The sequence below is a fragment of the Phormidium yuhuli AB48 genome (genome assembly GCF_023983615.1).
Taxonomy (GTDB): Bacteria; Cyanobacteriota; Cyanobacteriia; order Cyanobacteriales; family Geitlerinemataceae; genus Sodalinema; species Sodalinema yuhuli.
This window is the reverse complement of record NZ_CP098611.1, coordinates 2077291-2103916: the sequence shown is the minus strand read 5'-3', so window position 1 is coordinate 2103916 and position 26626 is coordinate 2077291. Positions and strand designations below refer to the sequence as shown.

Annotated in this window: 16 protein-coding genes and 1 pseudogene; 3 read left to right on the top strand and 14 right to left on the bottom strand. The window is 52.3% G+C overall.

Features of this window, described 5'->3' with window-relative positions; all coding sequences use genetic code 11:
- Positions 1–4: 4 nt before the first annotated feature.
- Together NEA10_RS09050 and NEA10_RS09045 are read right to left on the bottom strand one after the other, a co-directional pair.
- Positions 5–490: a M67 family metallopeptidase gene (locus tag NEA10_RS09050; RefSeq protein WP_252665018.1), complete on the bottom strand. Its 486-nt coding sequence runs from the start codon at positions 488–490 to the stop codon at positions 5–7.
- 91 nt (positions 491–581) lie between these two features.
- Positions 582–1301, bottom strand: a complete 720-nt coding sequence (locus tag NEA10_RS09045; RefSeq protein WP_252665017.1) for a peptidoglycan-binding domain-containing protein — start codon at positions 1299–1301, stop codon at positions 582–584.
- Between the two features lie 356 nt (positions 1302–1657).
- On the opposite strand from NEA10_RS09045, the gene NEA10_RS09040 reads away from it, so the two are divergent.
- On the top strand, positions 1658–2968 hold the full coding sequence (locus NEA10_RS09040) for a homoserine dehydrogenase (protein WP_252665016.1): 1311 nt from the start codon (positions 1658–1660) through the stop codon (positions 2966–2968).
- Between the two features lie 99 nt (positions 2969–3067).
- On the opposite strand, the gene NEA10_RS09035 is transcribed toward NEA10_RS09040, so the two are convergent.
- The 4 genes from NEA10_RS09035 to NEA10_RS09020 form a co-directional block, all read right to left on the bottom strand.
- Positions 3068–4654, bottom strand: a complete 1587-nt coding sequence (locus tag NEA10_RS09035; RefSeq protein WP_252665015.1) for an iron uptake porin — start codon at positions 4652–4654, stop codon at positions 3068–3070.
- A gap of 533 nt (positions 4655–5187) precedes the next feature.
- Positions 5188–6876, bottom strand: a complete 1689-nt coding sequence (locus NEA10_RS09030) for an iron uptake porin (RefSeq protein WP_252665014.1) — start codon at positions 6874–6876, stop codon at positions 5188–5190.
- Between the two features lie 196 nt (positions 6877–7072).
- Positions 7073–8065: a pentapeptide repeat-containing protein gene (locus NEA10_RS09025; RefSeq protein WP_252665013.1), complete on the bottom strand. Its 993-nt coding sequence runs from the start codon at positions 8063–8065 to the stop codon at positions 7073–7075.
- A 114-nt stretch (positions 8066–8179) separates the two neighbouring features.
- Positions 8180–9193: a hypothetical protein gene (locus NEA10_RS09020; protein ID WP_252665012.1), complete on the bottom strand. Its 1014-nt coding sequence runs from the start codon at positions 9191–9193 to the stop codon at positions 8180–8182.
- A 293-nt stretch (positions 9194–9486) separates the two neighbouring features.
- Between NEA10_RS09020 and NEA10_RS09015 the strand changes: the two genes are divergently transcribed.
- A complete protein-coding gene (locus NEA10_RS09015) occupies positions 9487–11076 on the top strand; it encodes a glycoside hydrolase family 57 protein (RefSeq protein ID WP_252665011.1) in 1590 nt (529 codons plus the stop codon).
- Positions 11077–11487: 411 nt separating this feature from the next.
- Here the strand turns inward: NEA10_RS09015 and NEA10_RS21100 are convergent.
- From NEA10_RS21100 to NEA10_RS08995, 4 genes and pseudogenes are all read right to left on the bottom strand, one after another.
- Positions 11488–12249, bottom strand: a pseudogene (locus tag NEA10_RS21100) (adenylate/guanylate cyclase domain-containing protein); the annotation flags it as partial.
- A 731-nt stretch (positions 12250–12980) separates the two neighbouring features.
- On the bottom strand, positions 12981–17897 hold the full coding sequence (locus NEA10_RS09005; protein ID WP_252665009.1) for a WD40 domain-containing protein: 4917 nt from the start codon (positions 17895–17897) through the stop codon (positions 12981–12983).
- Positions 17898–17966: 69 nt separating this feature from the next.
- Positions 17967–19286: an AAA family ATPase gene (locus NEA10_RS09000; protein WP_252665008.1), complete on the bottom strand. Its 1320-nt coding sequence runs from the start codon at positions 19284–19286 to the stop codon at positions 17967–17969.
- Between the two features lie 63 nt (positions 19287–19349).
- The gene (locus NEA10_RS08995; RefSeq protein ID WP_252665007.1) at positions 19350–19562 is read right to left on the bottom strand and encodes a hypothetical protein; all 213 of its coding nucleotides are present in this window, start codon (positions 19560–19562) and stop codon (positions 19350–19352) included.
- Positions 19563–19888: 326 nt separating this feature from the next.
- Between NEA10_RS08995 and NEA10_RS08990 the strand changes: the two genes are divergently transcribed.
- Positions 19889–20710, top strand: coding sequence for a Uma2 family endonuclease (locus NEA10_RS08990; RefSeq protein ID WP_252665006.1), 822 nt, complete (start codon positions 19889–19891; stop codon positions 20708–20710).
- On the opposite strand, the gene NEA10_RS08985 is transcribed toward NEA10_RS08990, so the two are convergent.
- The 4 genes from NEA10_RS08985 to NEA10_RS08970 form a co-directional block, all read right to left on the bottom strand.
- Positions 20707–21690, bottom strand: coding sequence for a GntR family transcriptional regulator (locus NEA10_RS08985; protein ID WP_159788503.1), 984 nt, complete (start codon positions 21688–21690; stop codon positions 20707–20709). The genes NEA10_RS08990 and NEA10_RS08985 overlap by 4 nt on opposite strands.
- Positions 21691–21769: 79 nt before the next feature.
- Entirely contained in the window at positions 21770–24229 is a 2460-nt protein-coding gene (locus NEA10_RS08980; RefSeq protein WP_252665005.1) for a hybrid sensor histidine kinase/response regulator, read from the bottom strand.
- Between the two features lie 86 nt (positions 24230–24315).
- A complete protein-coding gene (rfbB, locus tag NEA10_RS08975; protein WP_252665004.1) occupies positions 24316–25389 on the bottom strand; it encodes a dTDP-glucose 4,6-dehydratase in 1074 nt (357 codons plus the stop codon).
- 98 nt (positions 25390–25487) lie between these two features.
- Entirely contained in the window at positions 25488–26510 is a 1023-nt protein-coding gene (locus NEA10_RS08970; protein WP_252665003.1) for a hypothetical protein, read from the bottom strand.
- Positions 26511–26626 lie beyond the last annotated feature (116 nt).

Here is a 26626-nt window from a genome sequence, read left to right as displayed (position 1 = left end):
AACGTTAAGCATTCTCCCCCGACTCCACCGACAGCGGCACCTCTTGGAACTGGCCCTGCTCATCCAATTGCCAGCAGCGACTCTCCCGAGCCACACCCTCCGCCACAGACACAATCAGGTAATAATACTCCGGCCAAGCCCATTGCCGATCGCACTCTGAAGGAACCGCCTCATGATTGGGGTGTGAATGATAAATCCCCAAAATCCGCCAATGGCGATCGCGGGCCGTCTTCTGAGCCGCCAGCATCACCTCTGGAGCGATAGTATAGCGACGTTCCTGAGTCTGCCAATCCCGAATGGGTTCATCCCCACCCCGCTCAAACATCTCCGCCGTCGACGCATCCCAAGCATTGGCCGCCGGCCAAACCTGCAAAACCCGAGCCTGTCCTCCATCACCCGTTCCCAACAGCAACCCACAACATTCCCAAGGATAGGTCTTTTCCCCATGACCCCCAATCTCCCCCAACTGCACCCCAGAAATCCCCAACATCAACACCTCTTGCCTCTTGCCTCTTGCCTCTTGCCTCTTGCCTCTTGCCTCTTGCCTCTTGCCTCTTGCCTCTTGCCTCTTGCCTCCCCCCTCAATACCCCAACAACGCATTCCACGTCATCGGTCCCACCACCCCATCAACCACCAATCCCGAGCGAGACTGGAACCGTTCCACAGCCGTAATGGTAGCCCCTTGATAGAGACCATCAATCTCACCATTATAGAAACCCAAATCCTGTAACAGCAGTTGCAGTTCCACCACCGCCGACCCCTCAGCACCCCGAGACAACAGAGGTAAATTCCGACTTTCGGGAGTGGCCAGAGAAGATGCCGACACCATTCCCTCACCCGTTTCTGGATTGGGGAGTTGTTGATTAGAACTGACCACCCCCCAGTCCGGAGTTCGGTTAGCCGGTTCATACACAGGCGTTGCGACTCCCCCGACTGGCAGGGGCGGGAACAGCCGATTCCAGGTCTGGGCTCCAACAACGCCATCTACATCAATTCCGGCGGCTTCCTGGAAGGCTGAGACAGCTCTAGCGGTCTGTTCCCCATATTCCCCATTCACTGGACCGCGATAAAATCCCATCAGTTGGAGAATTGCCTGTAATTCCCGAACCTCAGAACCACGACTGCCAACCCGTAACAGAGGACGGGAAAGATTGAGATCAGGGAACTGTTGAACCCAGTAACGATCGCCCTGAGGCTGAGGACGGCCCCAGCTTGGCTCTGCCAGACCCCAGACGGCGGCCATCATCACAATCGTCGAGAGACGACGAGAGATTACTGGGGCGTTCAATAAGAGCTTCACGGTATTAGAGACTCCCAACACTTGGCAACAGGATTTGGCGATAGGACAAGTCACAGGACGCGCGTTTGTTGATTCTGGCGTTGATTCTGGCGTTGATTCTGGCATTGATTCTGGCATTGTATCCAGACCCCTGGACAGACCCATTGACATTTTGACACAGGGGGCAGGCTTTGTCCGGTCAGGTCATGGGATCGCCCGTTGGGGTCCGTTGCTATTCATCTAACAGCAGTTGAGACTCATTCTCACACTGAACCGGCAAAGCCCGAGGGTTTTTGTGGTAGAGTTTTAAGGGACTCGAACCCTGAGTATTAGGGAGTTTGAGAGTTCGCCCCCGTCGTCAAAACGAATCGTAAGTTGTGACATATAAAGTCGGTATCCTCGGATTAGGTACAGTTGGCACTGGAACGGCGCAGATTTTATCAGACCCCTCAGGCCGTCATCCCTTGCTCACAGAGTTGGAGATTGCTCAGGTGGGGGTGCGATCGCTCGACAAACCCCGAGCGGTGGACGTACCCCATTCCCTCTTCACCACAGACTTAGACGCCATCGTGAGTCATCCTGACCTGGATATTATCGTCGAACTCATAGGCGGGGTGGAGCCGGCGCGATCGCTGATTCTCAAGGCGATCGCCCATGGAAAACATATCGTCACCGCCAACAAAGCCGTCATTTCCCGTCATGGGGATGAGATTTTTGACGCCGCCAACGAAAAGGGCGTATATGTAATGCTCGAAGCGGCTGTCGGTGGTGGGATTCCCGTCATTCAACCCCTCAAACAAGCCTTAGGGGTGAACCGCATCAAACGAGTTACGGGAATTGTCAACGGAACCACCAACTATATCCTCACCCGCATGAAGACCGAGGGAGCCGACTTTGCAGACGTCCTCGCTGATGCGCAACGGCTTGGCTATGCTGAAGCCGACCCCACCGCCGATGTGGATGGCTTAGATGCTGCGGATAAAATTGCGATTCTAGCTTCCCTGGCCTTTGGCGGCCGCATTCGTCTAGAGGATGTCCATTGTGAGGGGATTCGTCACATCAGTTCCACTGAAATCGACTACGCCGAAAAACTTGGCTTTACCATCAAACTGTTGGCGATCGCCCAAGAAGACATCCCCGAAAACAGCAGCGATGGAACCCCTCAAAAACTCTCCCTGAAAGTCCATCCCACCCTACTCCCCAAATCCCATCCCCTGGCCAGCGTCGATGGAGTCTTTAATGCCATCTTGGTCGAAGGAGACCCCCTCGGACAAGTGATGTTCTTTGGTCCCGGGGCCGGGGCCGGGGCCACCGCCAGTGCGGTGGTCTCCGATATCCTCAATATCGCCGCCATCCTCAAAACTGAAACCGAGCCAATCCCCCATCCTCTCCTGAGTTGCACCCATCAACACTTCTGTGCGATCGCCCCCATGGAAGACTCGGTAACACGTTTCTATGTCCGGGTCAAAACTCAAGATTCATCCGGGGTCATTGGTCAACTCGGAACCTGTTTTGGCAATCATGACGTGAGCTTAGAATCTATCGTTCAGATTGGCTTAAGTGATAAGTTAGCCGAAATTGTCTTAGTGACCCATCATGTCCGTGAAGGGGATTTCCGCGCCGCCCTAGATAGCATCTCCAAACTCTCTGCCGTCGCTGAAATCTCCAGTGTCATTCGGGTTTGGTAGAACTCTCCAAAGACGAAAGGCGGGCCCTTAAGCCCGCCTGCTAGGTGTTGAGAGAAAGGTGATAGTTACAACAGCTTTAGCTGCCCTAACTATCAAGATTTAAAAACTAAACGTCGTCCGAATCGTGCCGACCCATTGAGCATCATTGTTGCTGTTATGTTCTGGGTTCGTAATCACGAAGAACCCAGGAGTAATAGCAATGTTGTCGTTGAGGCGATAGCGATAGAAGGCCTCAATATGTAGAGAGGTGTCCGTATCCTCTCGTCCCAGTAAAGCCGGGTCTGAGCGTTGAACTCGGGTCGCTTGCGGGGGAACCCCCACAATCAAACCAGCCAGATTACCGGGTCCCCCTAAATCTGGGGCGGTTAGGGAAAGGGCATAGTTAATGACCTCAGCGCGATCGCCTGAACGGAAGCCATTACCATTATTCTGAGCATTAGCCCAGGTAAAGCCAATCCAACCGGATAAATCAATCGCCCCAAGTCCTAACCGGAACTGACTCCCTAGGGTATCAGAGCCCACAGCCACATCACTCCCAAAGGGATTCGTGGCCTGACGGCTCCCGGTGCTTCCCGACAGATTCACCTGTCCTCCAGGGAAGTGATGACGGTCATAAAACACCCCGAGGCTGAAGTCGTTCGAGGGAGAGAAAGTTAGGTTGGCAAAGGCCCCTTGCTCACCATTGAACAAGCCATTCCCAGCGGTTGGGTCATTGGCATTTCCAGCCAGATATCCCAAATCTAAACCAAAATCTCCGAACCTCGCGTTTAAACCGACCCCGGCGCCGCCGCTCAACCGGAAAACGGGGTTATAGCGACCAAAGCGAGAGATGGCTCCAAAACCGCCGCTAACTTGGGGCGAGAGTGCGTTAGAAATATTTTCGGCACTCATACCGGCTCCCGAGAGATAGCCGCGAATATTATCCGTGATGGGAAAACGATACTCCAGACGGGCCAACTCAACGCCGTTAGTGGTGCCGGCAAAGCCGAGGCGAGTCATATTCGTTCCCGTGTTCCCCGTGCCAAAGTTGACCAAGTTACGGTCTTGCAAACGGACGCGCAGGCGATCGCGGCCGCTAAAACTGGCGTCAAAGTTCAGTCGGACTCGATAGCCAAACTGAGTTTGAGTGGGGTCACCGCTAGAGTCTCCCACGGCTGCACCAAAGGTATCCGAAAGAGCGAAAATGGCTTCCCCATTCAGTTTCGTTGTTGTGGAGAACTGATTGGCTTCCAGTTCAGCCGTGCGGGCCTCTAAACCATCTACCCGACCCCGCAGAGTCGCTAACTCCGCCGCAAATTCTTCCTGTAAGCGGCGAATGGTGGCCAAATCACTGGGGTCAACCCCCTCCCCACCGCCAATAATCGCCACAATCTGGTCTAAACAAGCATTGAGACCCGCCGCAAACTCAAAACGGGTCATGAAGTTGTTACCCCGGAAGGTTCCATCGGGATATCCCGCAATACAGCCATAGCGCTCCACCAAGGACTGTAAGGCCTGAAATGCCCAGTCCGTCGGCTGTACATCTGAGAGTTGGGAGACGGAGGTCACTTGGTCGAGAGACCTGGACGACACCGGTTGACTCAACTCATCAACTGAGAGTTCCTGACCCTGGGCCACGTTGGACAGGACTAGGAAACTTAGGACGCTGCTACTTCCTGCTAGGGCTTTCCACCACAAATTAGACACGATTTTTAGGTTCCTCGTTCACGACACTCACACCGAATCCAACCCCCCCTTATCTCCACCACTGGAGATGAGCTTAGATTAGATAACGATTCTCATTATTATTGATGAGGCTCGTCTTGTAAAGGCGATCGGTATTCTGCAATTCTTATTGAAAAGATGTTGCAACAGCAATTATCAGCTAGATGGTAACTACTGTCAACTAATTTCTCAAAATTGCTTCCGGTCTTAAACTATCCATTCGCGAGAGGTATCTCTTTTAGAGAAGACTGAACTGCCAAAATTCTTTCCGGGTAAAGGTTTTAACGTTTTAAGGTCACCCAAGCTCAAGGCACTAGATAGGTCTCAGCCCGTAGCATGGGGTATAACCATTGTCAATAGAATCAAGCCTCTCTCATCATAGTACTCCCCCTATGGCGGCTCTACCTATGACAGCACGTCATAGTAATGACTATATTTTGTATTAAAGAGGGGCAACCAAAAAGGCGGGAGACAGTCCCGCCTAACCGGAGTGGGCGATCGCCCTTGAGAGACCCCTAGAAACTAAAGGTCGTCCGCAGGGTACCCACCCACTGAGCATTATTGTTGCTATTGTGTTCCGGGTTCGTAATCACGAAAAACCCGGGGGTAATAGCGATATTGTCATTGAGGCGGTAGCGATAGAATGCCTCGATATGCAAGGAGGTATCCGTATCCTCCTGACCGAGCAGAGCTGGGTCTGAGCGTTGGATACGAGTAGCTTGAGGGGGAACCCCAACCACTAGCCCGGCCAAATTACCAGCACCTCCCAAGTCCGGTGCCGTCAAGGCCAGAGCATAGTTGATAACATTCGCCTTATCCCCTTCCTCGAAGCCACTACCGTTACTTTGAGCCTGGGCCCATGTGAAGCCAATCCAACCGGACAAATCAATTGCCCCCAATCCCAGTCGGAACTGGCCGCCGAGAGAATCCGACGACGCCGCCACATCAGCAGCGAAGGGATTACCTGCGCGTCCACTACCCGTCCCACCGGCGAGACTGACTTCACCACCGGGGAAATAGTTGCGGTGATAGGACACTCCGAGATCAATCGTGTTGCTCAGAGCATAGGTGAGATTCGCAAAGGCCCCATGTTCACCATTGAAGAGGCCGTTACCCCGTTCAGGGTCGTTGGCATTGCCCGCCAAATATCCCACATCTAAGCCAAAATCACCAAAGCGGCCTTGAACGGCAGCACCAGCACCCGAGGCGAGACGAAACAGGGGGTTATAGCGTCCAAAACGAGAAATTGCACCGCCACCACTACTGGCTTGAGGGGAGAACAGATTGGCAACATCATCAGCATCGAATTTGCCGCCGATATAGCCCCGGAAGTTATCCCCTAGGGGGAAGCGATAATAGAAATCATCCACTACAACCCCACCTGTGTTCCCAGCAAACCCCAGACGAGTCATGTTGGTCCCGGTGAGGCCTCCCCGGAAGTCATTGATGTTACGGTCTTGCAAGCGTACCCGCAGGCGATCGCGGCCCGTGAAACTGGCATCAAAATTCAGCCGCATCCGGTAGGCAAACTGAGTTTGAGTTAAATCCTCCCCAGCCCCGATCGCATCGCCAAACGTATCTGAGATAGCAAAAATGGCTTCCCCACTCAGTTTCGTCGTCGTGGAGAACTGATTGGCTTCCAGTTCAGCGGTTCGGGCCTCTAAGCCATCCACCCGACCCCGCAGGGTTGCTAATTCCGCTGCAAATTCTTCTTGCAAGCGGCGAATGGTGGCCAAATCACTGGGGTCAACCCCCTCCCCACCGCCAATAATCGCCACAATCTGGTCTAAACAAGCATTGAGACCCGCCGCAAACTCAAAACGGGTCATGAAGTTGTTACCCCGGAAGGTTCCATCAGGATATCCCGCAATACAACCATAGCGTTCTACCAAGGACTGTAAGGCCTGAAACGCCCAGTCCGTCGGCTGTACATCCGAGAGTTGGGACACTGAGGTAACTTGGTCTAAGGATGAATTGCGGTTCTGTAACCACCCATCACTCACCGTTAACCCTTGGGAGATGCGGGGAGTCTCAGGGGCGATCGCCTCATCCTCTAATCCTTTCGTCAGGGTTGGGGTCATGGGCGCTCCATCCTGACCTAGAGACTGGGTCTCCCTTGCTGCCACCTCCGGCCCCCAACCCAGTAATAGCATTGCCAAAAGAGCCGGGGACAGCCGGAACAGAAAACTTGTTGAATGAGTCACGTCTTTTACTCTCACACCTTTTATCAATGAAGCCCTTAGAATAACCGACTTTCGGTTCCCCGCTAGTCGTTGGGGCAACAGGCAACTGTAACCCGCTCTACCAGGGGAGATTCGGTTATCTCAGACTCGGTCAGAATCACGGTATCAGACCTAGGTTAACGGACTATTATCCAGAGTTTTTCTAAAGGGAAACCTCTTAACTGGCCTCAACAAACTGACGTTCAAGCACCTGTTGATGACCACGACTTCGGAAAAATCTAACCCCTTTGAGATTAGCGCCCTCAAAGTTGGCATCTGTCACATCGGCATAGGAAAGATCAGCATCTTCGAGATTCGCGCCGCGCAGGTTAGCTCGGCGTAGATTGGCCCCCCGCAGATTGGCTCCCCGTAGATCGGCCTGTTGTAGCTGCGATCGACTCAAATTGCCGTAATCCAACTGGGCCCCGGTTAAATTGGCCTGGTTAAAGGTTGCATCCCCTAAGTTGAGTCCACTCAAGTTCGCCCCGTTGAAATTCCCTTCGCTGAAGTCCACACCATTGAGATACTGCCGTTGCTGACTTAAATCCACCCCGGGCAACTGGAGTCGGGTAAACTGGCGTACCCCTTGTTGATAGCGTTCCCAGAACTCATCCGCTGAGGCCACATCCGATGCCGCTAACTCAGATGAGTCCCCGTTCTCCTGGGAACTCGCGGGGGTGACTACCCCTTGAAGCATTCCACTGGCCACATCAGCCCCTAGGTTTTCCAAATTCCCCAAGGCTTTCACGACCTGAGTCGATAAACTACTAATTTGTTGCTGAAGCTCGGCCACCGCTAGCATCGGCTGTTGGCTTTGCACCTGTAATTGTTGAAGTTGTTCTTGAACCGCCAATAAATCCTCATTAGCTGTGGTGGTCAGTGACTCTTGGGGCTCAACCTGAGTCTCCTCCCGCACTCGGGACAACTCATCCTCAAACTGACGTTCAACCTCCAAGCGTGTCTCCACTACGCGATTGCCCAAACTGCGTTCGAGTTCTTCCTCATGGCGTTGACGATTGACAAAATTCATGATCAGTGCTAGGGCCAGAGGGGCCGAGGCATAGATTAACTGTTGAAAGGCCAACCCGGCCACCGTTCCCAATACGGCTCCGATGAGGGAGACCCCCTCCAGAGAATCCAGCCAGCTCGAATTTGAGGGTTTCCGTGTCATCTGTCTGATGCTCCTATCCAATAGGTGAGTGAGAGAAACGACGGCCAAGGGATAGCCGCATTTCACCAAAACCCGCCGCCGCGCCCGCCACCGCGATTGAGGCGATGGGTGTATTTATTGGGCCTGTTGTTGGGCGTATTGTAAATTGGCTTGATAGGACTCGGCCCGATCTTGTGCAACCTCATATTGAGGATGGTCCTCGGGGACAGCCTCCATTTGGGCGATCGCCGTTTGCCAGAGTTCAGCAATTTCCTGCCATTCCTCAGCCGACTGAGCCACCTGGGTTCTTTCCGAAGCTTCAATCGCGGCTCCAACTCCCAAAGCAAAGGGATCAACGGGGGCATCCCCGTCAGCCTCATCAGGTGCCGTTTCCCCGGACTCCATCTCCGTCTCCGCCTCGGTATCGTCTAAAGGAGAGATAAACTCCAAATTTCCCTCAGCATCTCGCTCAAAGAAAGGTAGTGCTTCGAGAAGTTCCGGGCGATTGGTATAAACATAATAGCCACCCCCGAGAACCAGTAAGACTAAAACCGCGAGGACTGCTGCCAGGGTCACCCCGGGTTTCTTCTTCTCAGCCGCCGCCTCTTCCTCATCTTCATAATCTCCCCCCTCGTCATCTTCTGAGGCCTCCTCATAATCGTCTTGATAGAGGTCATCCTCATAGTGACCCCCCATTTCCTCATCAAACCGTTCATCTAAGTCATCCTTGAGAAAGGAGTCTGCCCCCAGGGGAGGATTTGGGAAATCTGTATCGGAAATGGCGGAACGATCCTCGTAGTCGTCCATTGCCAAATCAGGGGCATCATCCTCCTCGTCAAAGGGGTTAGCATTGGCTAAAACAATCTCATCTTGCCAAACCGGAGTTTCTTGGCCCACCTGACGGCCATAGACTTTAACCCGATCCACCTCTGGCACTTGCAGCTTCGCCATGCCATCTCGGACAAACTCAACGGTTTTGCCCTGATGAGGCACGACATCGCCTTCGAGTAGCACTTGTAAACAGCGATTCTTGAGGGACGCTTTCACAGAAATCCCTTTCGCTTGGGTTGAGCGATTCATCAGGGCGGCGATCGCCTTGGGATCGCCCTGTTTCGCTTGTTTGAGTAACTTACCAGGATTTGCGCTCATAGAGGTTGCGATCAAACGCGGAGTGGACAGCACAGAGGATGGTCAGAGGCAGAATAGCTCGGAAGGGGCGCAGATGGGAAGCAAACCCTGCTCTCACTGCCATGTTGATTTAATCATATCCTCTCTACCCCTGCATCGACGATGAGAACTCAGTTAATAGCTAGTTTTACAAGGTCGACTCGTCAACTATGATGATAGGAATTACCTCACAGGAGCGATCGCCCTCCTGATAGGTTTCTGTTATCGCCCCGGGTTGTTTTGCTGTTCACCACCTATCTCCCACGATAAATCCTATGGTTACTGGCTACGTTTCTCTGGTTCTCCATGCTCATCTTCCCTTCGTCAGACACCCTGAGAGTGACTACGTCCTAGAGGAAGAATGGCTCTATGAAGCCATCACCGAAACCTATATCCCCCTGCTGCGGGTATTTGAAGGTCTCAAGCAAGATGGCATCGATTTTAAGATGACCATGAGCATGACGCCTCCTCTGGTGTCCATGCTGCGAGATCCTCTCTTGCAAGAGCGTTACGATGCTCACCTGGCCTTACTCCAAGACCTCGTGGAGAAGGAAATCGTCCATAACGAGCATAATGGTCATCTGCGCTATCTGGCGGAGCATTACGCCACCGAATTCGCCGAAACTCGCAAAATCTGGGAAAAATACCAGGGTGACCTAGTACTGGCCTTTAAGCAATTCCTCGATAGCAATAACCTGGAAATCATCACCTGTGGCGCCACTCATGGCTATTTGCCCTTGATGAAGATGTATCCTCAGGCAGTTTGGGCCCAGTTAAAGGTGGCCACTGAACATTACGAGGAAAATTTTGGCCGTCCTCCCAGCGGAATTTGGCTACCTGAATGTGCCTATTTTGAAGGCTTGGAGCGCATGATTGCTGATGCGGGCCTGCGCTATTTCCTCACCGATGGTCACGGAATTCTCTACGCTCGCCCCCGACCCCGCTTTGGCACCTATGCCCCCATCTTTACAGAGACTGGGGTGGCGGTGTTTGGCCGAGATCATGAATCGTCACAACAAGTCTGGTCCTCAGAAGTGGGCTATCCTGGCGCACCGGAATATCGGGAATTCTATAAGGACTTGGGCTGGGAGGCAGAGTATGAGTACATCAAGCCTTACATCATGCCCAACGGTCAACGAAAAAACACGGGCATCAAATACCACAAAATCACGGGACGGGGGCTAGATTTAAGTCAGAAAGCCCTCTATGACCCCTATTGGGCCCGAGAAAAAGCGGCGGAACACGCCTCAAACTTCATGTTCAACCGGGAACGCCAAGTGTCCCACCTCCATGGCATTATGGGCCGTCCCCCCATGGTGGTCTCTCCCTATGATGCCGAGTTATTTGGTCACTGGTGGTATGAGGGGCCCTGGTTTATTGACTATCTCTTCCGCAAGTCTTGGTATGACCAGAATACCTATGATATGACCCACTTGGCGGATTACCTACGCATGGAACCCAGCCAACAAGTCTGTAAACCGTCTCAGTCTAGTTGGGGCTTCCGGGGCTTCCATGAATACTGGCTCAATGATACCAATGCCTGGGTGTATCCCCACTTACACAAGGCCACGGAACGGATGATTGAACTGAGTAAGCGGGAACCGGCGGATGAGTTGGAATGGCGGGCCCTCAACCAAGCCGCCCGAGAACTACTCCTGGCGCAATCCTCTGACTGGGCCTTCATCATGCGTACTGGAACGATGGTCCCCTATGCGGTTCGCCGCACCCGCTCCCATCTGATGCGCTTCCACAAAATCTATGATGATGTCCAAATCGGTAAGATTGATTCCGGCTGGATTGAGAAGGTTGAAGCGATTGATAACATCTTCCCGAGCATCAATTATCGGGTTTATCGTCCGTTGTAGGGGGCAAGGGGAAATAAGGCAATAGGCAATAGGCAAGAGGCAAGAGGCAAGAGGCAAGAGGCAAGAGGCAAGAGGCAAGAGGCAAGAGGCAAGAGGCAAGAGGCAAGAGGCAAGAGGCAGTAGGGAGGGCGTGCGCTGAAGTCAAGCCACCCCTAACCTCTCCGATGGAGAGGAATCCCCTGCCTTTCTTCCCCCTATTGCCTGTTGCCTACTGCCTTTTGCCTTTCTTCCCCCTATTGCCTGTTGCCTACTGCCTCTTGCCTTTCTTCCCCCTACTGCCTTTTTTATGTAAAGTTTTGTTAAAGTGGTTGCGGGGTCAGACCCCCCACCGCTATAGTGTGTTTAGTAGATGCACCCTGATGGCAACGCCCAGATTTCGGTCTTGGGCGTTTTTTTTTGGCGATTTTGCGACTAATGGCAGTCGGATGGCTTGTGGGAGGAGGGTTTGGGACCTTTATCAAGCAGGAGATAGGTGGGGGTTTTGCCTTTGCCTTTAATCTCAATTTCACCGCGATACTCTAGGTGATACTTCTGTTTTAAGGCTAAATAGGTATCTTCTGTAACCTGGATAGCATCGGGTAGGCCGTGGGATTCCATGCGACTGGCGAGGTTGACGGTGTCTCCCCAGAGATCATAGATGAACTTTTTCAGGCCGATGACCCCAGCTACCACCGGGCCGATCGCAATCCCCACTCGCATTGAGAAAACGGGATAATCTTCGAGTTGATGGTCCTGATTGAATTGAATGAGGGCATCTCGCATATCTAAGGCCATATCGGCGATCGCCTCGGCATAATCGTCTCGGGCCTCGGGTAAGCCGGAAACCACCATATAGGCATCGCCGATGGTTTTGATTTTTTCGAGTCCATGAAGATCGGCCAGGCGATCGAACTCGGAAAAAATCTCATTCAGCAGTTGCACCAGTTCCGGGGGAGACACTTTAGTTGATAGGGCCGTAAAGCCGACGATATCGGCAAATAAGACCCCCGCATGACTGAAACTATCGGCGATCGCCACATATTCCGTCTGTTCTTTCAACCGCTTGGCAATGGTATAAGGCAGGATATTTAGCAGCAGCCTCTCGGACCGCTCCTGTTCCTCAGTAATGCGGTGATACGCCTCTTCTAACTGTTGTCGGGCCGTAAACTCCGATCGCCGCAGCCGTTCGTAAAGATAAACGCATAAATTGCAAATCAGACAGATCCAAGCCAAATACATCCACAGGCCGAAGTAACTCAAGTTGGCCAGGGGAATCTGGGAGGGAATCTGAAACACCTGGTCTAATACCAGATAACTGCCCAAGGCGAGCAATTGGGCCACAACATGCAAACGCCAACAGACAGGAATCAGGGTAGCTTGTCCGAGAAACATGGCTGGCCAGACCAGCAGTGAGGGTTCCAAGAGACCGGCCATGGCCCGCTGAACCTGGGGAATCAGGGTCACGGTTCCCGAAAAAAACAAGAAAACCAGACCACTATGCCGTTGTCCCCAGGGCGATCGCACCAGCAGGCCGCAGACTCCCATCGCCATTAACGTGGTCAGTTGCGTCGTCAACCACATGGGGTCAAAGTCCTCAGGTTCGAAGTATAAACTCCACAGTTCCAGAATTAGAAACGAGAGATAGACCAACCCCACCAACCAAACCCCCACACCGAGACGATGGTGGATAAAGCGGTCACGCCAAACTTCATACTCTCGGATTCTGGGAGCATGGTATTCCGCAAAGGTCTTTAAAAATGTCAATGCACCCTGGAGATCCCGTCGCCATTTGACTTGATTCATAGATTAATCCGATAGCTCCCTGATATGGCTGAGCCTAACCCAAAACAACATACCCTTTTAGGGTAGTCGCGATCGCAGCTCTCAGGGTCAGACCCCTCATGGGATTTTCCCGACCCTAAGATCTAATCGGGATGACACAATAACCCTTTTCCCGCCTCCAAAGACCGAGTTTGGTTGAGATAGTCGTCAATCCAGGCACAGCCTCGCTTAAATAAAGCCTCAAAATTCCCCAGACTGGGCAGAAGCCACAAACGCACCGTACCATCCTTACTCGCGGAGGCCAGCAACTCCTGCTCCGGTGAGAGCAACACACTCAATACACTCTCCCCATGACCCTTAAACACCTCCGTGTTGACGAACTCCTGCCGATCTTCATCCCACTGCCAAAGCCGTACCGTGCGATCGTCACTCGCCGAAACCAATTGTCGGGGCCTCCCTTCAGGACTAAAACTGACCCAATTCACCCGAGCTGTATGACCGTCTAGGACTTGCAATAACTCACCCTCCCGGTTCCACAGACGTACCCGATTATCGGAACTGGCCGAGGCAATCCAATCCCCCTCTGGGCTAAAACTGACCCAATTCACCGACCCCGTCGACCCCGAACCACTTTCTAACGTAGCTTGAAGCTGTCCCTGAATCGTCCACAGTCGCAGGGTGCGATCGCGGCTAGCAGATATGACGTGATTGCCATCGGGATGCCAAGCGACACTATTGACCGCCTCCCCATGAGCCTGAATCGTCCGTTGTCGCACCCCATCGGCAACCCGCCAAAGGACGAGGGTTCCATCATCCCCAGCCGTCATCAGACGGCGACCATCGGGGCTAAAACTCGCCGTGCGCACTCCCTGACCCGGCGACCAAACCCGGACTGCTTCCGGTTCCCCCACTCGCCATAACCGCACCGTATCATCGGCTCCCGTAGAAACCAAAAACCGACCGTCGGGACTAAAACTCACATTAAGAACCATATCCTCATGGCCCAGAAGCCGCTGATGGGGCTGACCCTCTAACGTCCAGAGTTGTACGGCTCCCCCCTCATGGGCCGAGGCTAACAAATCCCCTCGGGGAGAGATGTCCACAGCCCAAACCTCCCCCTGTTGAGCCTCTAGTACCGTTTCCACCTCTCGCTGAATTTGCCATAGGCGCACCGTTGTATCGGAACTCGCCGTGGCTAAGCGTATGCCATCGGGGCTAAAGCTGGCCCCCCAAACGGCATCGCGATGACCCCGTAACTCCCGTAGCAATTCACCGTCAGCACTCCAAAGATAAATAACTCCCTCAGCGGTGGTCGTGGCGATCAACTGCCCATCAGCACTAAACGCCAAATTGAGAATGCGACTGTCACTGACGGCCGTTAGCACGTGAGTCTCTTGATAGGTGTCCCCTCGCCGTAACCAAACATTGCCATCAGCATCACTGGTGGCTAGGGTTTCCCCATCGGGGGTGAAGGCCAGACTGGTAATGCCACTGTTTTGAGGGGGGAGGGTCTGAAGTAGGACTCCTGTCTGACGCTCCCAGAGTTTCACGGTTCCATCCCGACTGGCTGTGGCTAGGCGATCGCCATCGGGGTGGAAACTCAAGCCCAAAACCCAACTCTCATGAGCGGAAATCGTTTGTTTTGGGCCGTCCTTCCCAGTCCACAGGCTTACCTGACCCTCTGCATCAGCGATGGCCCAGGTTTCTCCATCCGGGGCAAAGGCGACCCTCGTCACCGTAGCATCACCGGTTTGCATCACCTGTAATAACGTGCCGTCACGACTCCAGAGTTTGGCGGTGCGATCGTCACTTCCGGTCAAGATTTGTTGGCCATCACCACGAATGCTTAAACTGGTCACGGCTCGGTCATGGGCCGCAATCCGCTGAAGTTGTGTTCCATCACTGGCCCAGAGGTCAAGGGTATTTTCTAGACCCACTGTTGCTAAAAATTGACCATCGGGACTAAAGCTCAGGTCAAGAATACCCTTGCTGGGACTGTCCAGACGATTTTGTTCAAAGGTCACTTCCAGGGACTGTTGCAGTTGCGGCACAATTTCCCGTAGCAATTCCGGTTCCGGGGGGGTCAGTTCCTTGAATCGCTCCCCCGCTCGTAGGCTCTCTAGTAGGGCAGAAAAGGAGTCGGGGGGGGTCAAGGGTAAATAAGCCCGTGCAGCGGCGTTACGGGCTTTAATTTCGGCGATGGCGGCAGTTTTTTGGGCCCGGATGGCTAGGTTCGCGACCACCCCTAGTACCCCAGCTCCTAATAAGGAAAGTATGGCTCCCAATAGCCAGATCCGTTTCATCCGGGCATCGGTTTGTCGTTGCCGTTCCTGGGCTTCGGTCAGTTGTTCGAGAATGGCTTTCTCTTCATTAAGCCGTAGGTTCGTCTCCTGTAAGTCCACTTTGGCTTGTACATCAGCCCGCTCCCGAGAAAGACGAATAAAGGGGACTAAGTAATCATGCACCAGTTGAAAACGAAGTTCAGGAGCCTCTGGAAGCAGGGACACTAAGCCAGATTTAACGCAGATGTCTAAAATCAAATCCAAGGCCTGGGGAGTTTGTCCAGCCTCTTGGGCCAGTTCGGAATAGGCCTTAATGGGACGATGTCCCTGTTTGTTGGTCAAACAATAGAGCAGATGACGCGCGGCGGCTTCGTTTTCAGGGCCACAATCCTGGATGACATCTTCGAGGAAGTCCTCCACTAACTGTTGTTTGGGGTTCTTGCCCAGTTGTCGGTATTGGTCGAGATCCGTGATGTGCTGCTGCTGTAGCTGAGCGCCAATCAGTTGTAGTTCAATGGGGCGTACATCACCGGATTCTTGGGCTAAGTCTTCGACGATCGCATCGATGAGCGCTGGTTCTAGGTCAAGGTGAGGGCGGGTTTCGCTGAGGTGGCGAATCAGATGCCGGGTGTCATCGGGGGAGAAGCTTCGTAGGTAGTAGAGGTGACGTTGATCGAGGAGATTATGGTCTAAATCACTGAGGTTGAGGTGGCGATCGCACTCTAGCAGACAGTGCATATAGTCTTCCCGCAGGGATAACAGCACTTTGACATAGGAAATATCAAAGCAGGCTCGCAGGAAGTTATAGAAGGGCAATCGTTGCTCGGTTTTGGTATTGGCGAAGAAAAATTCTTCAAACTGGTCAAAAATCAAGACCATAAACTGATTACGCCGACTGGCCAGTTCCAAGACTCCGAGGAGATAGTCCTGGACACGAGTTTGAGAATTGGCCGGGGCGATATCGAGAGATTGGGCCAGATGTTGCCCGAGGCGATCGCCCCAATCATCGTAAACTCGCAAGACAATGGGGACGGCGGTGCGAACGCCGATACTCACCTGTTGCAAAGCTGGAACCAGTCCCGCATCAATGAGGGAGGTTTTGCCAACACCCGAGGGCCCGTAGAGGGTAATCAGTTTAAATTCCGGACGGGCCAGCCGTTCCCGAATCGTCTCAATATCCTGTTGGCGGGGAGACGCCAGGATTTCTGGGGCGACGTGACCGGGTTTGGCGGCGGCCTCGGGGGGGCGGTCGGTGAGGTTATAGGGGAAATGTTGCCGTTGTGGCTTCAGTTGACCCGCCCCGATAAAGGCTCGGAAGCCATATTGTTGTTCGATGGAGCGTTGCCGCTGTTTGATTTCAAAGGCCGCTAGATGTTGTTGATGTAGGGTGTAGCCACTGCGGAGGCGATCGAGTAATCGCAGATAGCAATGGGGGTCAATTTGGTGAGCGGAGTCTTGCAGGGCCCGAGGTAAATCGGCTAGGGCCGTCCGTAGGTTCTCCTCGGCACTGTGGGGACGATTGAGATGCTGTTGGGCCCTGACGAGTAGCAGCCGAATTTCTTGGGTAATTAGGTGTTGGAAGGGCGGAGGAAAGGGACGCTCAATATTGAGTTGGGTCAAGTGTTGTAGGGCCCGGTCTGCCCAGGTTTGGGCCCGATACCAGCGTGCTTCTAAACAGGCAATTTTGGCCAGAAAGCCATAGTCAAGGGCCAGGTGTAGGGGGTCGCCATAGGTTTTATGGAGGCGGATGGCCCGATGGGCCAGTTGACGGAGATTGGCCCAATCTCCCAGACGGTGTAGGGTTTCTCCTAGCAGGGGGAGAACTTTGGCGACGGCTTCGGCTTGATGGTTATTCTCAAAAAGGTCGGCGCAGGTTTGTAGATGTTGACGAGCGGTGTCTAGGGGCGCTTCGGCGTGAGGATGGCTATGGTGATCGAGACGGCGGCTGTCATGATCCCGTAGGGCCACTAGACCGAGGTGGAGATGAATTAGGGCCTGTTTTTGTAGGCTTCTGGGGTCTTGGGGCTGGGTTTGCCAATAGTGGAGGGCGTTGAGGAAGTGGCGGCGGGCGGTGTCCAGGGGAATGCGGGGCCGTTCATAGGCGTTGCGCCCCACGAGGACTTGGACGTGAGCGGCTAATTCGGGGGTGAGTCGTTGATGTTGCTGTTGCAGGGCTTCTAGGGCGCTGCGCAGTTCTTCGCGATCGCGGTCTTGGGTGAGGGTGGCGTTGGGATGCCATTGGATGCTATCCCCTTGCAAAAGCCGCTGTTCGAGGCGATCGCTCTGCCGGTTGAGTTCTTGACACAGTTGTTCGGGGGAGAGGCTGAAGTGATAGGTGGTTCCCCAACTTTCAAAGTCGGGAACTAGGCGGATGAGTTGGGTGAGTAGGCGATCGTTTACCCACAGCAGCAGGGGACAGGGAAAGTATTTGCGAAATTCCTCCCGCACGGGGTTGGCCGATTGTAGGAGGCGATCGGGGTCGTTGACGGCTTCTAAACCACTGAGGGAGAGAACGGCGGGATGATGGGGGGTGCGATAGGGATAGAGGGCGTGAAACAGGCTACAGGCGTTAGGCTGGATTTGTATGTCTTGGATGGTTAGGGATGTGGTCTGTTGTAGCCGTTGCAGGAGTTGCGATCGCAGGGTTTGATAGTTACAACGGACAAACATCAGTTTGAACTGTCCTTCGGCGGCTTCAAGGCAAAACCGAAGTTCAGCGAGTTGATTGTCCTGAACTTCGAGGGCTGGACGGTCAGTTGGAGAAGCAAAACCCATCATGGTTCTTGATGTTTAGGAATGACGTATTAAGGCTATGGGTCTGGTTGGGGGGGATGGTTTGGCGGTTTTTTATTTGAATGTTGAGGCTTTGAGCAAGGGATTAACATCAAACCATGACCCTTTACTGTCCCGATATTCAAAGATTAGAAGACTACGGATTAACGAATGATAGTCAGCATCACCACTTATTTTTTTGTGCTTTATAACAAACTTAAGCAGCTCTTTTTCGTCGTGGCTGATACTTCGTAAAAGTTGGTCTCGACGTTCGCGAAGGGTAGCTTGAAGGGAGGTATGAGAGAGGGGGAATTGTCGTTCTTTTTCGATTTGACGGTGAAATAAGCGTAGCAAATTTCGGGGATGTCCGCCACTAGCATAACAGAGACGATTGAGGGTTTGAGACTGGTCGAAGAGGCGATCGCACCATTGCTGACGTTGTTGGGGCGAGGCATCAGGAAACGCCCGGGCTAGGACAAGCTGCCGTAACCGGCTTAATCCGGGCTTCCAGAGACGACCCTGGCGGTGTTTAATGGAGACCATGGGTAAGACCTTGGGGTCAACTCCGAGGCTGATGGTCAGGCGGCTGAGGTCACGGGAAAATAGCAAACTGGAGGGGATGGTATAGACCACATGACAGTTAAGTTTACAGAGACGATCGCCGCGATCGACAAATAGATATTCGGGTTGGGGTCGTCCCCAGGGTTTTTGACTGCTTTCTAGGCGATCGAGATTATCCACTAAAATGACCAGGCCGGTTTTCCCTTGCTGACGCAGGTGTTCGATCACTGGGTTGATGAGTTCTTGATTAAAGGCATCGAGAAAGGTCTGAATCCGAGGTTCGAGATAATGTCGCAGTTGCGATCGCAAATCGGGTCGTCCATGGGTTCGCTGACTCAGTTGTTGGAGTTGAACTCGGAAGCGATCGCCATCGCCACCTTCGTCTAGGGGCGGAATTTCGGTGCAGACGAGACTATTTGCGGTTTTGACCAGGGAAAAGAGTTGCCCCTGGGGCTGAATGATGATGTTCTGACCAAAGCGATCATAAACTTGACGGGCGATCGCCAACAGCACATCCCCCACATCCAAATCCGTCATATCCAAGTCCTGGGAGGATTCAAAATAAACAACGGCAAAGTTATGGTGTTGTAGGATAGCTTGGAGTCGCCGCAGTTCTGTGGATTTGCCACAGCCGATATGACCCGCTAATAGCTGACAGGTGGGTTCTTCAGGACAAAACAAACGGATGGTCGCATCGAGTTCCCCGAGGAGATCGCCCCCTCGGGTTTTGGATAAATTCACATAATAACGACGGTCTTGGCGACGGGTGATATCCAGAGTTTGACTGGGATTACAAGCTCGATACACGGTCGCCACATCTAAAGATGCAATCATAATGGCGGCTTGGGTAGGCGGTTGTGGAGATACACCCAATTCCGACCAAATTTGAGGGGGGCCCTAGTCACAAATGCCGAGCCAGACGCATTTATCAGAGTCTTCTCCTCGTCCGGCAATCAGGGTCGATTCTGAAGACTTGTTAGAGTTGGACAGGTGCTGGAGTTGGCTCAGCAGGGGCGTTAAGACGGTAAACGTGGCAATGGTGAGACAGATAAAAGTCCAGGATTGACGCTCACCTGGGGGGTTTGGGGTAGATGGGATAATGGTTCTCATTGGAACATAACTCCATGATATTCAACAGGGGACATTGAGTTTAGACTCACCAGGAGATGAGGTCAGGGTGTCCTAAGTTCTCTTTTCAAGGAGTCTTGGACCTATTCTGGCAAGTTTTGGCTTGCGGGGGCAGATGGGTATGACAGTTGGGGAATAGGGAACAGGGAACAGGGAACAGGGAATAGGGGGGAGGCAATAGGCAAGAGGCAATAGGGGACACCACAGAGTCACAGAGGACACAGAGGAGGGGAGAGGAGGGGAGGAGATCGGTTCGGGTTTGGGAGGGATTTGTTATTCTGGGGTTAATCTCTTAACCGAAATGGGTTATGTCACTCGACAGTACCTCGGAAGTGTTGAGGCCGGAGCAAGACTGTCAACCCTGGCAGCCGCCTCCCCCTCCCAGCAATTTAGTCTTTGATGACGGAGAACCGTTGGAAAGCCATCGTCACCGCCTGGCCATGAATCTGCTGATTGACTCGGTGGAGGTTACCCTCAGCCACCGTGAGGACTACTTTGTTGGCGGTAATATGTTCGTCTATTACAGCCGTGACCAGGCTATGAATCGGGATTTTCGTGGCCCGGACTGTTTTGTGGTTTTGGATGTTCCGGGTGATCGTGAGCGTCAGGGTTGGGTGGTCTGGGAGGAGGAGGGACACTATCCCAACATTATTATTGAGTTGATGTCCCCCGGTACGGCCCGCGTTGACTTGACTCAGAAGAGAGACCTCTATGAGCAGATATTTCGGACTCCAGAGTACTTTGTCTATGACCCGTTTAAACCTGAGTCTCTGAGAGGTTGGCGACTTGATAATGGTCATTATCAAGAACTTGAGCCAAATGAGAATGGCTGGCTCTGGTGTTCTCAACTCCAACATTGGCTGGGACTTTGGTCAGGACGCATTCACCGGGAATGGGCCATTTGGTTACGGTTCTATACGCCGCAGGGGGAGTTGGTCCAGCTTCCCCGAGAGGTGGAACAGCAACGAGCCGAAGCTGAACGCCAACGAGCTGAAGCCGAACGCCAACGAGCTGAGACTGAACGCCAACGAGCTGAGACTGAACAGCAACGAGCTGAGGCTGAACAGCAACGAGCGGAACGGCTGGCCGCGAAACTACGAGAACTGGGAGTGAATCCTGATGAACTCTAGTCCAAGCCTAATTCTCGTTTGAGTAGCTCGATGGATTTACTGCTGATGTAGTTCTCGAAGCAGGTCACTTGCGGCGGACGAATGAGGTCTTCTCGGGCGGCTTGGATGGCGGTTTTGACCGCGTCCAGGCTGGCGCGATCGCAGATAATTGTCCGCGCACTGCGCACCATGGCGTTAAGTTTATAGGTATTGCCTAACTCGGTGGTAATTACCAATAATTCATCGCCACGGAGACTATGAACAATCACTTCAGCGGCTCGTAATAGTCCGGAACTGATACTGACGAGGCCGAGACAGCTATCTTTGGCTAAGTCTTTCACCAGTTCGGTTTCTTTGGCGTAATCATAAATATCGATGGGAATCACGCGCACGGCTTTGGGGGCCGCGACGGATTCGGCTTCACCAATGAAATAGCGACTGGTGACGACGGTTCCGGAATGGGCCTTGTCGAGCACTTCCGACAACTCTTCCATGGGAACGAGTTGTACGGGAATTTTCAGGGCTTGTTCGAGTTCTTGGGACATCAACTCACCTACGCCAATATCTTGTAGGGGGGCCGTCACCAGAACTCGGGCGCTACAGCGTAAGCGCCAGTCGATTTCCCCTAGGAATAACTCTCGCGCTTCGTTGAGGGAACAGCCTTTGTTGAGGAGTTCGTCCAGACTACGTTTGATGACATCATGGGCCTCGGGATATTGGGCCCAGATGGGAGAACTCAGATGGGTTCCCCCGCCTTCATGGCCCTGAGCGCGAACATAAATCCCGGAACCGGCTTGCGCTTCGACTAAGCCAATATCTTCGAGTTGGCGGTAGACTTTACTGATGGTGTTGCGGTGTAGGCCAGTCTGCATCGCCAGTTGTCGGGTGCTGGGGAGTCGGTGGCCGGGGGGAAACTGACGGGAGGCGATCGCAAAGCGAATTTGATTAAAGAGTTGGTTGGAGGCGGGAATGTCGCTGTCCGATTGAATATGAAATTTCATAGGTTTTCGTAGAACCCTAACACACAAATCTAGCAGAGTTTAGTGGATATTTCTCATGCTATCCCATCTTACTGTATTGCTAGCGCAATCGGTCTGGTGCTGGGTCAGATGCTGACTTGAGTTCGAGATCTTGAGTCAGTTCCTCCACCAGTGAGCGCACTTGGAAGGTTTGGACTCGTTGACGATAATGCTGACAAAAGTTTCTGAAATTTGAATCTTCTAGTTCTAGGGTATCTAGGTACTGACTCAGACGATTTAAACTGCCTCGCTTGGCAAGATGTAAGAGTTCAACGAGATGGGACTCCTGGGGGAGGGTGCTGACGTCTGTGGGGCGGCTTACCACGGGTTTTTGGTCTCGGGTTGCGGTGGTCACGGACTCGCTATTGGGTTGGAGAGGTTCACAAAAGTCTGTATTCAGATGTAAGCTGAAGCTAAAGTGACTACCTATCCCTAGTTTAGATTTAACCTGAAGTTCTGTTCCCATATGATTGAGAATTTCTTGCACAATGACTAACCCTAATCCGGTTCCATCGGTGTTCCGGTCTGGGGTACTGACTTGTTCAAAGGGTTGGAAAATTCGTTCAATATCTCCATCAGCAATGCCAATTCCTGTATCAATGATTTCAAATTTGACTTCTAGGGAGTTTTGTGGGGTAGTTTCTGTTGGGGGCTCTTGTGTTGGCTTGGAAATGAGAGGGTTACAGGTCTGGATACGAAACTCGACTTGCCCTTGGGGTTCTGTGAATTTAATTGCGTTTCCCAATAGGTTAATTAAGACTTGCTTTAACCGTTTGTCATCAAAAAATGCGTAGGAGGGCAAGTCTAGGGAACGAGTGACAATTAGGTTAAGGGATTTTTCATCGGCGTTAACTTGACAAATCTCAATGACGGTATCTAATACTTTACCAAAATGGGCAACTTTGGGATGAATTGTAAGTTCACCCGCTTCAATTTTAGCAAAGTCAAGAATATCGTTAATCAGGCTAAGGAGATGATTGCCACAGGTATAGAGGGAGTTGAGTTGCTTAACTTCTAAGGCGGTTAGGTGTTGAGCGTGCATTAAAATTTGGGCATAGCCAAGAACCCCATTTAGAGGAGTTCGCAATTCATGGCTCATGTTCGCGATAAACTTACTTTTGGCGGCATTAGCTGCATCTGCAAGTTGCTTAGCTTCCTGAAGTTGAGCGGTTCGTTCGGCAACTTTATCTTCGAGAAGGTCGAAGGAAGTTTGGAGTTGTTGAGCCATGTCTCTAAAGGAGTCTGAGAGTTGACTGATTTCTCGGATACCCCCTTCTGGAATGGGACGATCGCGCTTTCCCTGAGCGATATCTTGACTGATTTCACTCAGTTTTAATAGAGGGCGAGTTAGCCAGCGGGCCGTTAGCCAACCCAAGCCAGCGGCAATGACGAGGGCGATCGCACATAACACTAAGGTTAGACGCTGATTGGCTTCAATTTCTACCATGAACTTTGATTCAGGAATAATGACCACACTACGCCAGCGAACACCATAGTTATCCCGAATTAAACGCACCTGTAGAAAATAATTTTCTAGTTCAGTTTCAAAATAAAGGTTTTTCTGTTCTACAATTTGACTCCAATGACCAAATCGAGATTCTAAGTAGTGAGCTGATTCAGCAATCACCGGTTGATTACTATAGCGAGCATAGGGACGCGCGAAATATTCTGAATATTGGGAATCTAAAGCGATAGCTCTGAGGGGGTCGGTTCCGTCAGAAATGCCGATGAGCTGACCGGTTGAATCAACGATATAGGCTTGTCCATCATAGGCAATATCGAGTTGTTTAAGAACTGTACTAATATATTGCAGTTGTAAGGTGACTGTTGCGACACCTAACAGCACATGACGTTCATCATAAATGGGTTGGGAGGCAGAAATGGCTAGGGAGTTATCGGCAGCTTGACTGATGGGACGATAGAGAGGACTCCAATTACTGTGACCCAATCCGATGGTTCGTCGATACCAAGGGCGATCGCGAGCGTCGAAATCCTGCCGCATGAGACGGCTGGTGGTCATCTGTCCCAAAACATCGACTGAAAAACTGATGAAATCACCATTGGTTTCGTCATCGGCAAATTCAATGTAATACTCAGTCGTTTCGTTGATTTCTCGTGAGGCAATTCCAATAAAATGTCCCTGATTGGTCTCTCCAAACCCAATCCCATTAATTGAAGGAAAACTTTGCAGCTGGTCCCAAAATAGCGCTTGCAAGTTACGAACATTACTCACGTCAATGCGATCGCGCTCAATTGCCCTAGCTGTGATTTGATTCACGGTCAAGGGCATTTCAAGAAACTTAGCAATCTCCGTTTCGATGCGATCGCTCTTTTCTTGGGCGAGTTGACTGACCAAATTGTGAACCGCCTCACGGCCCTTACGCAAGGAAAACCAGCCTGTTAATCCTACAATTAGGCTAATTTCCAAGAGAAAGGGAACCACCAAAATGAGGCGCAACGGAACTTGACTGCTCAGTCGTTGTATCCGTTGCTTGAGAGGCATTAGAAGACCATGGGACATATCCAATTGATCCTAACGTACGGAAGAAGGGGGAGCGCCGTGAATCACGTAGGAACACTTCCCTCTCTTCATGGTAGTCTCTCGGTTCAGGTGGAGGTTGGAGCTGAGTCTGCCCCATAAACCTGGTTATAGTAGTTCTGGTAATCTTCCGATAGTAAGGGTTTCCACCAGTCTTCATGACTGAGATACCAGCTCACCGTTCGCCGTAAGCCTTCTTCAACGGTGACAGATGGCTGCCATCCCAGTTCAGTCTTGATTTTACCGGCGTTAATGGCATAGCGTCGATCATGTCCTGGGCGATCGCGGACAAATGTTATCAATTCTTGACTGGGGCGGACGGGCAGGTTAGGAGCCATCTCATCCATTAAGTTGCACAGTAACTGGACGAGATCCAAGTTTTTGACTTCATTGTTGCCACCAACATTATAGGTTTGCCCGGGCAATCCCTTGAGAATGACGGTATCCAGGGCGCTACAATGGTCTTCCACATAAAGCCAATCCCGCACGTTTTGCCCGTCGCCATAGACGGGGAGAGGCTTCCCGAGGAGAATATTGATACACATCAGGGGAATCAGTTTCTCAGGGAAGTGATAGGGCCCGTAATTATTGGAACAGTTAGTGATGAGTGTCGGCAGGCCGTAGGTATGGAAATAGGAGCGGACGAGATGATCACTTCCGGCTTTGGAGGCAGAATAGGGACTATTGGGTGCGTAGGGAGTGGTTTCTGAGAAAGGGGGATCCTCTGGGCCAAGACTTCCATACACTTCATCGGTGGAGACATGGAGAAATCGCCCCCGTTGATGTTGGCTGTAATGCTGACGGAAGGCTTCTAGGAGGGTGAACGTCCCCACAACATTGGTTTGGATAAAGGCTTCGGGCCCGAGGATTGAGCGATCGACATGGGATTCAGCGGCGAAATGGGCCACAATTTCGATGTCATGGTCCCTCAGAAGGCGATCTACGAGCGGGCGATCGCAGATATTACCCTGAACAAAGGTGAGTTTACCCTGTTGTTCTAAGTCGGCAAGAGTAGCGCGATTTCCCGCATAGGTGAGGGCATCGAGAACCACAACCGGGGCATCTGGATGTTTTTGACACCAGTAGCGAACAAAGTTTGAGCCGATAAATCCGGCTCCTCCAGTAATGAGAATAGGGGGCATGGGGGATAGGGAATAGAAGGCAAGAGGCAAGAGGCAAGAGGCAATAGGCAAGAGGCAGGAGGGAGGGGAATGCACTGCCTTGGTTTGCGGGGGTTGGGTTAGTCGCTCAGGATTTGTAGACGAACGCTGTGTTCGCCATGTTCATCGAGGGGAACTTCGATGACGGGGCCACTGATGCGTTCGACAATGGTGATGAGCGATCGCAGGTTGGGGGTACTGGCCCCAGTATCCACATAGAGGCGATCGGCTTGGCTAGAGAGACGCTTCCAGGTGGTGTAGAGTTTCGTTACGGTTTGTTCGAGTTGGGCCGCCTGTTTGACTAAATCTGAGGCGACACTTAAGGAGCCAATGCGTAAGGCTTCTTCTAGGGCCATCTCTAAATCCAGAGCCGGATCTTGCAGGGTTTGCACCTGAGAGGCGGCATCAATATATTTTGAGAGATTGCGGGCCTCGGTGGTGAGTTGTTTCAACGTCTCTACGTCGGGACTGGCGGCGGCTTCCCGTTGAATTTCTTTGAGATGGTTTTCTGGGAGTTTTTCCAGTTCCCGAACTAAGGGGGCCACATGACGAGCGGGTAGGGAATGATCTGCTGCTAAATCCCGGACTTCTTCGGGTAATAACTCCGATGTCATGGCCATCCACTCATCGGAGAGTTGTTTGACTTCGCGGCGGGTGATGCGATCGCCATCCTGGGCCGCTGAGGCTACCAGTTGTTGCACCTCAACGGGAGAGTTGGCGGTTTCGACAAAGGCCCGCTTACTGAAGTTATTGATGCTGTTGGGGTCGAGTTTACCTTGTTCGAGCAGGGTATCGGCACTATTGGCCAGTTCAATCAGGGAATAGGCTTGACTTTTGCTGATTTCCCGTTCGCTGAGCCATTTGAGAAAGCCTTTCCCCCGTCCCTCGCCGCCAATTTTTTCGCGATCGCGCACGGCCCGCAAAATCCGCCCTCGCCAAATGTCCGTCTGCAAATTAAAGCGATCGCACACCAGCCAGGCGCGATCGACTTGTTGCAAAAACTCAAAATCTGGCAAATCCTCATCTTCGGGGTTGGGCAGATCGAAGTCTAAATCTGGGGGTTCTTGGAGAACTTCAATCAGTTCGTCTTGTAAGTCTGGCATAGGGGGGAGAAGGCAAAAGGCAAGAGGCAAGAGGCAAGAGGGATAACCCACCCCTGCCCCTCCCAGGAGGGGATAGCAGCAAGAGGGATAACCCACCTCTGCCCCTCCCAGGAGGA